Origin of the sequence: Actinocrispum wychmicini, from assembly GCF_004345645.1 — a bacterium.
In the GTDB taxonomy this organism is placed as follows: domain Bacteria; phylum Actinomycetota; class Actinomycetes; order Mycobacteriales; family Pseudonocardiaceae; genus Kibdelosporangium; species Kibdelosporangium wychmicini.
Window position 1 is genome coordinate 349220 of sequence record NZ_SLWS01000004.1, and the last position, 13167, is coordinate 362386.

General features: G+C 68.7%; 9 protein-coding genes. All 9 read left to right on the top strand.

The window, feature by feature from the left end:
* Positions 1-7 precede the first annotated feature (7 nt).
* The 9 genes from EV192_RS19685 to EV192_RS19725 all read left to right on the top strand — a co-directional run bounded on the left by EV192_RS19685 (position 8) and on the right by EV192_RS19725 (position 13093).
* Entirely contained in the window at positions 8-1327 is a 1320-nt protein-coding gene (locus EV192_RS19685; protein WP_243726947.1) for an amidohydrolase, read from the top strand.
* A gap of 69 nt (positions 1328-1396) precedes the next feature.
* The gene (locus EV192_RS19690) at positions 1397-2374 is read left to right on the top strand and encodes a methyltransferase (RefSeq protein ID WP_132117378.1); all 978 of its coding nucleotides are present in this window, start codon (positions 1397-1399) and stop codon (positions 2372-2374) included.
* A 146-nt stretch (positions 2375-2520) separates the two neighbouring features.
* Positions 2521-4056 (top strand): ABC transporter substrate-binding protein, encoded by a 1536-nt coding sequence (locus EV192_RS19695; RefSeq protein WP_132117380.1) that lies wholly within the window; start codon positions 2521-2523, stop codon positions 4054-4056.
* Positions 4057-4119: 63 nt separating this feature from the next.
* Complete coding sequence (locus tag EV192_RS19700; protein ID WP_132117382.1) at positions 4120-5061, top strand: ABC transporter permease; 942 nt, start codon at positions 4120-4122, stop codon at positions 5059-5061.
* Positions 5058-6902: a dipeptide/oligopeptide/nickel ABC transporter permease/ATP-binding protein gene (locus EV192_RS19705; RefSeq protein ID WP_132117384.1), complete on the top strand. Its 1845-nt coding sequence runs from the start codon at positions 5058-5060 to the stop codon at positions 6900-6902. Before EV192_RS19700 ends, EV192_RS19705 begins: the two co-directional genes overlap by 4 nt.
* Entirely contained in the window at positions 6899-7714 is an 816-nt protein-coding gene (locus EV192_RS19710) for an ATP-binding cassette domain-containing protein (RefSeq protein ID WP_132117386.1), read from the top strand. Before EV192_RS19705 ends, EV192_RS19710 begins: the two co-directional genes overlap by 4 nt.
* 16 nt (positions 7715-7730) lie before the next feature.
* Entirely contained in the window at positions 7731-8321 is a 591-nt protein-coding gene (locus EV192_RS19715) for a TetR/AcrR family transcriptional regulator (protein ID WP_132117388.1), read from the top strand.
* Between the two features lie 149 nt (positions 8322-8470).
* Positions 8471-10822 carry a DUF4082 domain-containing protein gene (locus EV192_RS19720; RefSeq protein WP_243726948.1) on the top strand — a complete coding sequence of 784 codons (2352 nt, stop codon included), beginning with the start codon at positions 8471-8473 and terminating at the stop codon, positions 10820-10822.
* Between the two features lie 75 nt (positions 10823-10897).
* On the top strand, positions 10898-13093 hold the full coding sequence (locus tag EV192_RS19725; RefSeq protein ID WP_132117390.1) for a helix-turn-helix domain-containing protein: 2196 nt from the start codon (positions 10898-10900) through the stop codon (positions 13091-13093).
* Positions 13094-13167: the final 74 nt, after the last annotated feature.

Sequence of the window (13167 nt, forward strand, 5' to 3'; positions counted from 1 at the left end):
AGCTCCCGTGCCGTTACCCCACGCGGATCTTGTCCTGCGCGGCGGACCGGTCCACACCATGGCCGGCGCCGGCTCGGGGACCGCCATCGCCGTCCACGCCGGGCACGTCCAGCGGGTGGGCGACGCCGCCGACTGCACCGACCTCGTCGGCCCGCGCACCGAGGTCGTCGACCTCAACGGCCGCGCGGTCATCCCCGGCATCAACGACGCCCACCTGCACGCGACCTGGCTGGGCGCGTTGTGGCCGGACACCCTGTTCGGTGGCGAACAACCAGGCCCGGCTCCCGAGCGTCCACTGCGTACGGTCGAGGACCAGCGGGCGGCGATCCTCCGCGCGGGTGATCTGCTGGCCCGGCTGGGAATCACGAGCTACACCGAACCCGGCCTCGGCCCCGGCGAGGACGAGGGCGCCACGGGCGCGTTCGGCTCGTCGGTCGTGGCGCAGTACCGGTCGCTGGCGGCCGAGGGGAAGCTGCGGGCGCGGGTCACCACCCTCTGGCTGTACGGCGAACTGGACGGGCCGAGCACGCTGGCGGATTTCCGGGCCGGACTGGCCGCGATGGACATGTCCACGCCCGACCCGCGGCTGCTGCGGTTCGCGGGTGTGAAGATCTTCGCCGACGGCATTCCGCCGATGCGCACCGCCTGCACGTGCTACCCCGACGGCACCCGGCCGGACCTGCTCGTCGCGGGCGAGAACTCCGCTGAGCGCGAGGACAACCTCAGGCGGATGATCCTGGCCGCGCACCAGGCCGGGCTCCAGGTCGGCGTGCACGCCACCGGCGACCACGCCATCGAACTGTTCCTGGACGCCGTGCAGCAGGCGGGGAAGTCCGATCTGCGGCACTACGTCATCCACGGCGACCTCGTGAGTCCCGCGCAGCTCAAGCGAATGGCCACCCTGGGCGTCGGACTGTCGACCCAGGCGGGCATCGCGGTCCGTACCGCGGATCTCGTCACCGCCGCGCTCGGGCCGGACCGGAGCACGTGGCCGCTGCAGGAGGCGTTCGACGCGGGCGTCCCGCTGTGCCTGTCGTCGGACGCGCCCGTACTCTCACCGGACTGGCGTAGTGAGATCGCCGCCGCGGACGAGCTTCTGGGTCCGGCCGCGAATCCCCGGGAACGTGTGGCGAGGCTGCTTCGTTGCTACACAGTGCATTCAGCGCGCCAGGACGGCGCCGAGTCGTGGAAGGGCACGCTGGCCGAGGGGATGGTGGCGGACCTGTGTGTGCTGGCCGCTGACCCGTTGGCGCTGACCGCCGCCGAACTGCCCGATGTGGACGTCGAGATGACGGTTCTGGGCGGGCGGGTCGTGCACGCGAAGTGATGGCCGGGCAAGCCTGGTGGTCGCCGGGTTTATTGCCTACGCTCGTAGAAACTTGCGAGAGGAGCCAGCATGGCCGTCCCCACCCCCGACCGGATCGTCGACATCGCGATTGGCTACATGGGTGCCAAGCAGTTGTTCGCCGCGTCCCGCATCGGGCTTTTCCGTTCGCTCGCCGACGGTTCACGTACGGTCGCGGAACTCGCTGAGGCGACCGGCGTGAGCGAGCAGATCGTCCGGACCCTGGCCGACGCCATGAACGCCCAGGGCCTGCTCGACCGCGACAACGGCCGCTACGCGCTGGCCGACGACTCGGCGGAGTACCTCGGCGGTGCGGGAGTGACCGACCTGGCGCCGTTCCTGACGTTCCTCAACGAGATCAGCTACGGCCACTGGCTGCAGTTCGACTCCACAGTGGACACGACAACACCGGGTGACCTGCGGATGGACGACGCCCGGTGGGGCACGTTCATGGCCGGGGTGATGCGGTACAACGCGCTGCACGCGGCGATGCTGGCCCGCGGCTTCGACTTCACGCCGTACAAGTCCATGTTGGACCTGGGCGGACTGTCGCCGGAGTTCGCCATCGGCGCGCTGCGGGCCAACCCGGACCTGACCGTGCGTTTCGTCTTCGCGGACATGGCCACGCAGGGCATCACGGACGCGCTCGCGGCGGCCGGGTTCAGCGATCGGGCGACCGTCGAACCGGCCGCCACCGAGACGGCCGCCCCTGTGGGCGAGCACGACATCGTCATGGTCAACCACGTCGTTCACCGCTTCACCGCCGAGCAGAACCGGACGATCCTCGCCAACGCCCGTGCGGCGGCGAACCCGGGAGCGACCCTCCTGCTGCTCGACTTCTTCCTGGACGGCGACGCCCGCCAGCGCCGGATCGACGCCCTGCACGCGGGCGAGTACTTCGTCATCGACGGCACCGTGGTCCATCCTGAGGCCGAGGTACGGGAGTGGCTGGCCGGTGCCGGCTGGCGGCAACGGGACGTCCTGGTCCTGCCCGGCAGTCCGCGCGTGCTGGTCGCCGAAGCGGTCTGAGCCGCGACCTGCCAGAACGAACATCCCACGTCAACGCTCGTAGACGATCGGTTATCAGGCGGATAACGGCTGGTCGGTGACCCGTTGATTTTTTTGCCGACAGTCGTAGACTAACCCGAACTCCAGCTCCCCGAGAGAAGGACTCGATGACGAGGACACGGACAGCGGCGCTGGTCGCAGCGGTGCTCGCGGCCGCCATGGCGCTCGCCGGATGCACCAGCTCCAGCGGCGACACCAGCGGCGGCGGGGGCGGCGCGGGTACCGACGAACTCAAGGCCGGGGTGTTCCTGGACGTGACGTCCTGGGACCCGGCCCTCGCGGACATCGGCTTCGACGGGCCGTACCTGTCCGCCGTTTACGATCCGCTTGTGGCGCTGGACAAGGACGCCCAGCCGGTGCCCGCGCTGGCCACGTCCTGGGACTGGTCGCCCGACCGGCTCACCCTCACCCTGCATCTGCGCCAGGGCGTCACGTTCGACGACGGCCAGAAGTTCGACGCCGCCGCGGCGGTCGCCAACCTGCAGCACCTCAAGTCGGGTGTGCGGTCCGGCCAGGCGTACCTGAACGTGGCCGGCGTCGAGGCCAAGGGCGCGGACGCGGTGGACGTCCATCTGTCCAAACGGGACGACGCGCTGCTGTACTTCATGGGCCTTGGCCGCAGCTGGATGGCCTCGCCCGCGGCGATCCAGGCGGGCTCGCTGGCCAACGGCCCGGCCGGGTCCGGCCCGTACACCTATGACAAGACGCAGTCGACGCCGCAGTCCCAGTACGTCTTCACCAAGAAGAAGGAACACTGGGACGCCACGACGTACCCGTTCCAGACGGTACGGCTGTTGCCGATCACCGACCAGACGGCCAGCTTCAACGCGATGCTGTCCGGCCAGCTCAACGTCCAGTTCGCCAACGCCGCCAACCTGCCGAAGGCCCAGCAGAACGGCTGGAACGTCGCGCAGAAGGCGTCGTCGTGGGTGGGCGTGCAGTTCGCCGACCGCACCGGCGCACAGGTCAAGGCGCTCGGTGACCAGCGCGTCCGGCAGGCCATCGGCTATGCGTTCGACGCGGCGGGCATCCTCAAGGCGGTCGGCAACGACTCCGGCACGGTCACCGACCAACTGTGGCCTGTGGACAGTCCGATCTACGACAAGTCCATGAACGACAAGTACAAGACCGACATGGCCAAGGCGAAGAAGCTGCTCGCCGACGCGGGCTACCCGAACGGCTTCTCGGTGAAGATGCCGATGTCGCCGATCTTCCAGGCGTGGCAGCCGGCCGCGAACCAGACGTTCGGCGAGCTGGGTGTCAAGGTCGACTGGCAGAACATGCAGATGCCGGACTACCAGAAGAACGCGCCCACGTACCCGATGTTCCTCGCGGTGATCGCCATGGACGCCAACGACATGGCCACGCTGACCGACCAGGTCACGTCCGCGCAGTGGTACAACCCGAACCCGTCTCTTGACAAGTTCCCCGAGGTGAAGGCCCTGGCGGACCAGGTCGAGAAGGCGGACCCGGGCCCGGCGCAGGCGCAGCTGCTCAAGCAGCTCAACGCCAAGCTGGTCGACCTGGCCTGGTGGGATGTCTGGTACCAGGCGAACAACATGTACTTCAGTGTCAAGGGGATCACGGTCACGCCGATCACCGGCATGATGTTCCCGACGCTCCGGTTCATCCAGCGCGGCTGACGCGCCCGACCCGGCCGGCCCGATCTGTCTACACTGGACAGATCGGCCGGTGAGGAGCAGGAAATGCTGACGTTCGTCGCGAAACGCCTGGTGTCGGGGATTCTGCTGCTCGTGGTCGTCACCAGTGCGACGTTCTTCCTGGCGCACCTGGCGGTCGGCGATCCGACCGCCGGGCTGCTCGGCAACAGCGCGACGCCGGCCCAGCAGGCCGCGTTGCGCGCGAAGATCGGGTACGACCAGCCGCTGCTGAGCCAGTTCGGCACGTGGTTCTCGCACGCGATCACCGGCGACTTCGGCTCGTCGTGGCGCAACTTCCAGCCCGTCGGCGACCAGATCGCGCTGCGGGTGCCGGTGACACTGTCGGTCGTCGCGTTCGCGACGCTGCTCGCCGCCGTGCTCGGCCTGGTCGTCGGTGTGGCGACTGGGCTGCGGCCCGGCGGCCTGCTCGATCGCGGGCTCAAGCTCGCGTCCGTGGTGCTGTTCGCGCTGCCCGGGTTCTGGATCAGCCTGGTGCTGGTGACGTGGTTCGGCATCCAGCTGAAGTGGTTTCCGGCGGTCGGGTACGTCTCGCCGGACCGTTCGGTGGGTGAGTGGCTGCGGTCGATCACGCTGCCGTCGGTGTCGCTGGCGCTCGGCGCGATCGTCATGGTCGCCGAGCAGCTGCGCAACGGGTTCCTCCAGGTCGCCGGCCAGGACTTCGTCCGCACGCTGCGAGCCCGTGGCCTGTCGAAGCGGCGGGTCACGATGCACGTGCTGCGCAACGCCTCACCGGCCGCGCTGACCGTGCTGGCGCTGATGTTCGTGGGGCTGCTCGGCGGGGCGATCGTCGTGGAGATCGTGTTCAACCTGCCCGGGATCGGCAGCCTGACCCAGTCCGCGTCCCAGATCGGGGACATCCCGGTGCTGCTCGGCCTGACCGCCGTGACCGTGGTGTTCGTCGTCATCGTCAACTTCCTGCTCGATCTCGTGCTCGGGTGGGTCAACCCGAAGGTGCGCGAGCGATGACCGCAGCCCCGTTCCCCGCCACCCTGGCGCCCGTCAAGCGGATCTCGCTGGTACGGCGGTATTTTCGGCGGCCGGTTGGGGTGGCCGCCCTCGCTGTGTTCGTGGTCGTCGTCGCCCTCGCGGCCCTCGCGCCGTTGCTGGCGCCGTTCGACCCCAACCACGTCGACTTCGCCCTCACCCACGCCGCCCCCGGTAACGGTCATCCGCTCGGCGGCGACACCGCCGGACGGGACCTGTTCAGCCGTCTGCTCTACGGCGCCCAGACCACGCTGTACGGCGCGGTGATCACGTGTGTCGCCGGTCTGCTGCTGGGTGTCCCGGCAGGCGTCACCGCCGGGTACCTCGGCGGCGCGACCGACCGGATCTGCTCGTGGATCAGCGACGCGTTGCAGTCGGTGCCGGTCATCATCGTCCTGCTGGTCGTCGCGGCGGGCACCGGGCAGAACTTCACGGTCCTGATGATCGCGCTGGGCGTGTTCTTCGCGCCCGGCTACTACCGGATCACCCGCGCGCGGGCGTTGGCCGTTCGCAAGGAGCCGTACATCGACGCCGCCCGGGTCGCGGGCGTGACCACCCCGCGCATCCTGCGTACGCACATGATGCGCGCGGTGTACGCGCCGATCATCGTGCAGACCGCGCTGACTGCCGGGATCGCCATCGGTTTGCAGGCGGGCCTGCAGTTCCTCGGCATCGGGTCGGCGTACACGCCGAGCTGGGGCCAGATGATGCTGGACGGCTTCCAGAACATCCTGACGTATCCGTTGATCCTGCTGTGGCCGTCGATCGCGCTGGGCGTCACCATCGCCGCGCTGGCGTTCATCGGCTCCACCCTGGCGGACCTGGTCAGTGTCCGCGTCGAACAACCCACCAGACGGGCTCGGGCCCGGGTTCGGGAAGCCCTCGTCGCGCCCGTGGGCTTGCCGGATCGGGGCCCGAGCGGCCAACACGCCCACTCCGCCGAGGAATGCGCGCTGCGGGTGGAGAACCTGCGCGTCGGGTACTCGGCGCCGGCCGGAGTGAAGGAGGTGGTCCGCGGGGTGTCGTTGGACGCCGCCCCGGGTGAGGTCCTCGGCATCGTCGGCGAGTCCGGGTCGGGCAAGACACAGACCATCTTCGCCGTCCTCGGCCTCCTTCCCGCCGGCGGCACCGCGGCTGCGGACGGCATCTGGGTGGACGGCCGCGAAGTCGGCGGCCTGCCGCCGAAGGAGCGTGCGGCGCTGCTCGGCCGGTCGATCGGGTACGTCCCCCAGGAGCCCATGACCAACCTCGACCCGTGCTACCCGATCGAACGGCAGCTGGTCGAACCCCTGCGGCACGTGCACGGCCTGTCGAAGGCAGCGGCCCGGGCCCGCGCCCGTGAGGTGCTCGTGCGGGTGGGCATCACCGACCCCGACCGGGTGCTCTCGTGCTACCCGCACCAGATCTCCGGCGGCATGGCCCAGCGCGTGCTCATCGCGGGTGCCGTGGCCGGGCGGCCGTCGCTGCTCGTCGCCGACGAGCCCACGACCGCCCTGGACGTCACCGTGCAGGCCGAAGTGCTTGAGCTGCTGCGGGAGTTGCGGCAGGAGTACGGCATGGCGCTGGTGATCGTCACGCACAACTTCGGGGTCGTCGCGGACATCTGCGACCGGGTCGCGGTGATGAAGGACGGCCGGATCGTGGAGACCGGCCCGGTGGAGCGGATCTTCCGGCAGCCCGAGGACCCCTACACGGCCGAGCTGATCAGCGCGTCCCTGGACGACGCCGACGGCCGCGACGAACTGGACGATCGGTGGACCCGGGACCACCCCGCGCCGGACCGGAGCCCGGCCCGCACGGGCGGAGAGGAGACTGGTCGATGAGCGCCCTGCTCGCCATCGACGACCTGGTCGTCGACTACCGGCTCCGCCGTCGGTCCAGATTCCGTGCCCTGAAAGGGGTTTCGCTGTCGGTCGGGCCGGGGGAGTGCGTCGGCCTGGTCGGCGAGAGCGGGTCCGGGAAGTCCACGCTCGGCAAGGCCGTGCTCGGGCTCGCCACCGTGACGTCCGGGCAGATCATGTTCGACGGTCAGGACGTGACGCACCTGCGCGGCGCGGCCCGGCGGCGGCTGGCCAACGACATCCAGGTCGTGTTCCAGGACCCGTACGGCTCGTTGGATCCCACGATGACGGTCGGCGAGATCCTCGCGGAGCCGCTCGTGGTGGCCGGGGTGACACAGGCGAAGGCGGTCGTCGCGGAGATGCTCGACCGCGTGCGGCTGGCCGCCGACTCCGTGCACCGGTACCCGAGCGAGTTCTCCGGCGGGCAACGCCAGCGCGTCGCCATCGCGCGGGCACTCGTGCGGCGGCCCCGGCTGATCGTGTGCGACGAGCCGGTGAGCGCGCTCGACCTCACCACCCAGGCCACCATCCTGGACCTGTTCATCGACCTGCAACGGGAGACCGGCGTGTCGTACCTGTTCGTCTCGCACGACCTCGGTGTCGTGCGTCGTGTCTGCCATCGCGTCTCCGTGATGTACCAGGGGGAGATCGTCGAGTCCGGGGCCACCGGACCGGTCACACGCGAGCCCGTACACCCGTACACCCGACGCTTGCTGCTCGCGTCGCCCGTCGCCGACCCGGTCCGCCAGGCCGAACGCCGCAACACGTGGCTTGGCCTGCGCGAACCGGCCTGAACTAGAGTCACCAGTCATGCCGAAGGTCATCGATCACGATCAGCGGCGTCGGGAAATCGTCGAAGTCGCGAAGAAACTGATCATCGAGGGCGGCTTCGAGGCGGCGACGATGCGCAGCATCGTCACCGCGGCCGGTTTCGCCAACGGCGCCCTCAAGCACTACTTCGCGAGCAAGGACAGCATCATCGCGGCGACGTTCGAGAGTGTGCTGAAGGAGACCGAGCAGCACATGCTGGCGCTGGACCCCGACCTGAGCCCACTGGCGGCGCTGCGTGGCTTCGTCGAGGCCGCGATGCCGCTGGACGCGCACCGGATCACGTCCGCGCGGGTGCTGCTCGTGCTGTGGGAGCACTCGGTCGCGAACCCCGACCTGGCCCGGCAGTACCGCGACCTGCTCACGAACTGGCGGGGCGAGTTGACCAGGAGGATCGCGGCGGCCCGGGACAAGGGCGAGCGGCCGTCCGCGCCCCTTGTCGGCGTGTTCGCGGACGAGATCATCTCGGTGGCCATTGGCGCCAACGTCGCCAGCCTGATGCACCCGGTCGGCGATCTCATCGACCGGTACACGGCCTACGTCGACGCGTTGATGAAGCGGATCGCCCACTGACCCGATCACTCCGGGATGGCCCCGGTTCTGGCCGGTCGTAACGCTCGACCGCTGGGCCACGATTCGTCATGGTGACGGCGATGGGCTGTTCGGCCGGGCGGTGGAGGTTGCCAGTGTCCAGGTTCGTTCGTCTCCTTTCGGTTTTCGTGGTGGTCGGTACGCTCCTGTGGTCGAACGTGCTGGTATCGGCGTCTTCAGCGGTCGCGCAGCCGTGCGATCCGCCGGTTGCCAGCAAGGTCGCCTGCGAGAACACGCTGCCGGGAAACCCCGACTGGCAGGTCGCCGCCATTGACGACTCGATTGTCGGTTTCACCGACGACATCAGCTACTCACCTGGCGCGACGGTCAACTTCAAGGTGAAGACCACGGCCAGCGCTTACCAGATTTCTGTTTACCGGCTTGGTTACTACAACAACGCGGGCGCACGACTCGTCGGCACCGTGCAGCGAACCACGCCACAGACCCAGCCGCCTTGCCTGGACGGTGATTCCACCGGGCTGGTCGACTGCGGGAACTGGGCGACCTCGGTCAGCTACACGCTGCCGGCCACAGCGGTGTCCGGCGTCTATTACGCTGTTCTGCATCGGCTGGACACGATGGGGGAGAGCGAGATCGTGTTCGTCGTACGGGACGACGTGAGCCGGTCGGACGTCCTGTTCCAGACGGCTGACTCGACCTGGCAGGCGTACAACACCTACGGCAACGGCACCAGCAACCCGACGGGCAGCAGCCTGTACAACGGGACCGGGCCCGGCAACGGTGGGTCGGCGTACAAAGTGAGCTACAACCGGCCGATCGTCGCCGGTCAGGGCGAGAACAACTTCTTCTTCAACGCCGAGCTCCCGATGCTGAAGTTCCTGGAGCGCAACGGTTATGACATTAGTTACACGACCGATGTGGACAGTGCGCGGCGTGGTGACCTGATCCGGAACCACAAGGTCTTCATGCCGGTCGGGCATGACGAGTACTGGTCGAACGAGCAACGCGCCAACGTGGAGGCGGCGAGGGCCGCGGGCGTGAACATGGCGTTCCTGACCGGCAACGACATCTTCTGGAAGACCCGGTGGGAAGCGAGCACTGACGCGTCCCACACGAACTGGCGGACTCTGGTCTGCTACAAGGAAACCAAACCAGGTCAGGTCGACCCGAACCCGACGGTGTGGACGGGTACCTGGCGCGATCCGCGGTTCAGTCCGCCGAAGGACGGCGGGCGGCCGGAAAACTCCCTGCTGGGGCAGATATTCACGGTGAACGGTGTCCGAAACGACTCGTTGGCCGTGCCGGCCGCGTACGGCAAGATGCGGCTGTGGCGCAACACCTCCTTGGCCACCTCGAACACCACTTACACCTTCCGGCCGGGAACTCTCGGGTATGAGTGGGATTCGGTGGAGGACAACGGGTTCCAGCCGCCTGGTGTGGCTCAGTTGTCGCGCACGTCCGTGACCATGACCGGCGAGTTCGTGCTCCAGAACTACGGTGACGTGTACGGTCCAGGCACCAAGGTCCACGCGTTGACCATGTACCGGGATCAGTCGAGCGGCGCTTTGGTGTTCGCGGCGGGGACCGTGCAGTGGTCGTGGGGACTGGACAACGAGCATCTGTTCGCCACCGGGACACCGACCGCGGACGTCCGGATGCAGCAGGCGACGGTGAACCTCCTCGCCGACATGGGTGTACAACCCGGCACGCTGATGCCCGGGCTGGTCCTGGCGACCGCGTCCACGGACGTCGCCGCGCCGGTGGTGACCATCACCCCGTCGCTCCCGCCTGTCGTTGGCTCGCCGTACACCGCCAGCGGGACGGTCTCCGACATCGCGGGCAAGGTCGCGGGAGTTGAGGTCTCGGTCGACGGAACCACCTGGCATGCCGCCGACTGGCCGGCCGGCGGGAGCACCTGGCAGTACGTGTTCACGCCGTCAGCCTCGGGCCCGAGCACGGTCCGGGTACGGGCGGTGGACGACTCCGCCAACCTGTCCGCGCCTGTGAGCCAGGCCCTTGTCGTGAGTCCGCGACCGTGCCCGTGCAGTATCTGGTCCACTAGCACGGTACCTGGCGTGCCGGCGGCCAACGACTCGACCGCGGTGGAGTTGGGGGTGAAGTTCCAGGCACAGGCGGCCGGCAACATCCGAAGCGTCAAGTTCTACAAAGGACAAGGCAACACCGGTACGCACACCGGTACACTGTGGACCGCGACCGGCCAGTTGCTGGCGACCGGGAAGTTCACCGGCGAGACGACGCAGGGATGGCAGACGCTCACGTTCTCGAAGCCCGTGCCGATCACGGCCAACACCACGTACATCGCCTCGTACCACACGAACACCGGGCGATACGCGGCTGACTCCGACTACTTCACCAACTCGGCGGTCGGGCTGGAACCGTTGAAGGCATTGCAAAGCACGGCAACAAGCCCCAACGGCGTCTACAAAGTGGGCGCATCCGGGTTCCCGGACCGCACCTTCAGCGACACCAACTACTGGGTGGACGTCGTGTTCACCCAGTAGCTGGTCATGCCTCTCCGTCCGCCAATGGCCTGAATCCACCAATGGTGGCTGGGTGCGCTCGATAGAGTGCTGTGTGTGACGAGTCAGTTCAGTGCGCTACTTCGACAGTTTCGGCGGCAGACGAAATTGACACAGGAGGTTCTGGCGGAACGTTCTGACTTATCTGTACGGACCATTCGCCGGTTGGAGACCGGGCAGAGTGCCAACCCGCAAGTGGAAACGGTGCGGCTGCTCGCCGACGCGCTGCGCCTCAAACCGGATGAGCGGGCCCAGTTGTTGGCCGTTGCCGCCGGTCAGACGCCGCCGGATCCGCCCAGTGACAACGGAATCCCACTGGTGTCGTCGTTCGAGCGCGGGCTGGCGGAGGCCACAGATGATCTGGCGCACGCGGTCCGCGCGCGCTGGGAGAGGGAAGAAGAACTGCGGCGGATCCAGGATCCGTTCCCGCTGCCGGTCCGCTGGCAGTTGGCGCCCGACGACGTGATGGATCACTGGGCGAACATCTGCCGTGCCGCGCCGGGTGAGTCCGCGACACCGTTGGACCTGGCCGGGCACCTGCCTGAGATCGCCGACTTCTACGGGCGGATACCGTCGGGCCGGCTGGTCGTGCTCGGTCGGGCGGGATCGGGCAAGTCGGTGCTGGCCGGGCGGTTCGTCCTGGACATGTTGCGGACGCGCCCCCGCGCCGGGGCCGTGCCGGTGGTGTTCAGCCTCGGGTCGTGGAACCCGACCACGACCGGGTTCCGGGACTGGCTGGCCGGCCGGCTGGTGCGTGACCATCCGGGGCTTTCGGCGACCGGCCGCGACGGATCGACGCTGGCCTGCGCACTGGTCGAGGCCGGTCGGATCCTGCCCGTTCTGGACGGGTTCGACGAGCTCGCCGAGGGGCTGCACCGGGCCGCCCTGGACGCGCTCAACGCCACCACCCTGCCGCTGCTGCTGACCAGCCGCCCAGGCGAGTACGCGACCGTGGCCCGAAGCGACGCGCTGACGGCCGCCGCCGCCGTCTCGTTGACCGATCTCACCGTGTCCGATCTGGTCAACTACCTGCCGAGGACCAGCGGTGCGACCGGGTGGGAGCCGGTCCTCAACGAGTTGCGTGACCATCCCGAGCATCCGGCCAGCGTCAACCTCCGCGCGGTGCTGACCACCCCACTGATGATCGGACTCGCGCGCGCCATCTACAGCGACCCCGCCGGCCACGATCCGCAGGAGTTGCTGGACACGGATCGGTTCGACGGCCAGTACGCCCTCGAAGATCACCTGCTGAGCAGTTTCATCCCGACGGTCTACCGTGATCAGCCCGGCCGCCGGCGCTGGGATCCGGACGGCGTCCAGCGCTGGCTGCGTTACCTCGCCCGGCACCTGAATCGGCTCGGCACCCGCGACCTGACCTGGTGGCAGCTGGGCAGCACCATGCGCCCCTTGCGGCGACTCTTCGTGGTGGGTCTGGTGGCGGGGGTGGCCTTCGCGTTCGCGGCGGGGCTCGTGGCCACGCTGATGGGTGGACTCGGGTTCGAGACCGAAGCCGCCGACGCGTTCACCGCCGGTCCCCTGGACGGGCTCGCCGCCGCACTGGCCGTCGGACTCGCGCGCGGAGTCGGGCTCGCCTTCGGGGGCGCGGCGATCAAACCTTTCCGCGTGCAGATGCGGCTGCACGGCGGGGAGCGGCGGCTGGGGGTGCGGTTCATCCGCAGGTTCATGGTTGGGGTGACGGTCGGGCTCGCGCTCGCGGGCGGCCTCGGGCTCGCGGGGGTGCTCGGGATCCATTTCTGGATCGTGGGCAAACTCGGCCCCGGGCCCTGGTACGGGGTTCTGGCCGGGCTGGTGATCGGCCCGCTGATCGGGCTGGTCTGGGGGCTCATGGCCCGCTTCGAGGCACCCCTCGATGTCAGAACCGCGGTCAACCCCACCGACCTGCTGACCACCAACCGGGCAACCGTGATCTTTCAGTCGGTAGTTCTCGGACTCGTGTCCGCGGTGGCGTACGGAGTCATGGCCGGGCTGATGCACGGAGCACGGTACGGGTTGCTGCACGGGGTCTCCTACGGGCTCGTGCTCGGCCTGGCGGTCGGGCTCGGCGTCACGCTCAGCCTGACCGCCTGGGGTCAGTGGCTGGCGCTGGCGCGTATCTGGTTGCCGCTGCACCGACGGCTGCCCTGGGCCTTGATCGCATTCCTTGACGACGCGTGCCAGCGCGGGGTACTGCGCCATGTCGGTGCGGTGTACCAGTTCCGGCACGCCCGACTCCACGATCACCTGACGGGCTGAGCTGCGGATTCGGCCGCCGGACATAGGTGTCCGGTCCGCTAGCCTGGTCCGCTCCCACCGTCCGCACGAGCATC

Coding starts and splice junctions, on each gene's coding strand:
- EV192_RS19715 (WP_132117388.1), top strand. CDS start 7,731: ATGCCGAAGGTCATCGATCACGATCAGCGGCGTCGGGAAATCGTCGAA.
- EV192_RS19700 (WP_132117382.1), top strand. CDS start 4,120: ATGCTGACGTTCGTCGCGAAACGCCTGGTGTCGGGGATTCTGCTGCTC.
- EV192_RS19690 (WP_132117378.1), top strand. CDS start 1,397: ATGGCCGTCCCCACCCCCGACCGGATCGTCGACATCGCGATTGGCTAC.
- EV192_RS19695 (WP_132117380.1), top strand. CDS start 2,521: ATGACGAGGACACGGACAGCGGCGCTGGTCGCAGCGGTGCTCGCGGCC.
- EV192_RS19705 (WP_132117384.1), top strand. CDS start 5,058: ATGACCGCAGCCCCGTTCCCCGCCACCCTGGCGCCCGTCAAGCGGATC.
- EV192_RS19710 (WP_132117386.1), top strand. CDS start 6,899: ATGAGCGCCCTGCTCGCCATCGACGACCTGGTCGTCGACTACCGGCTC.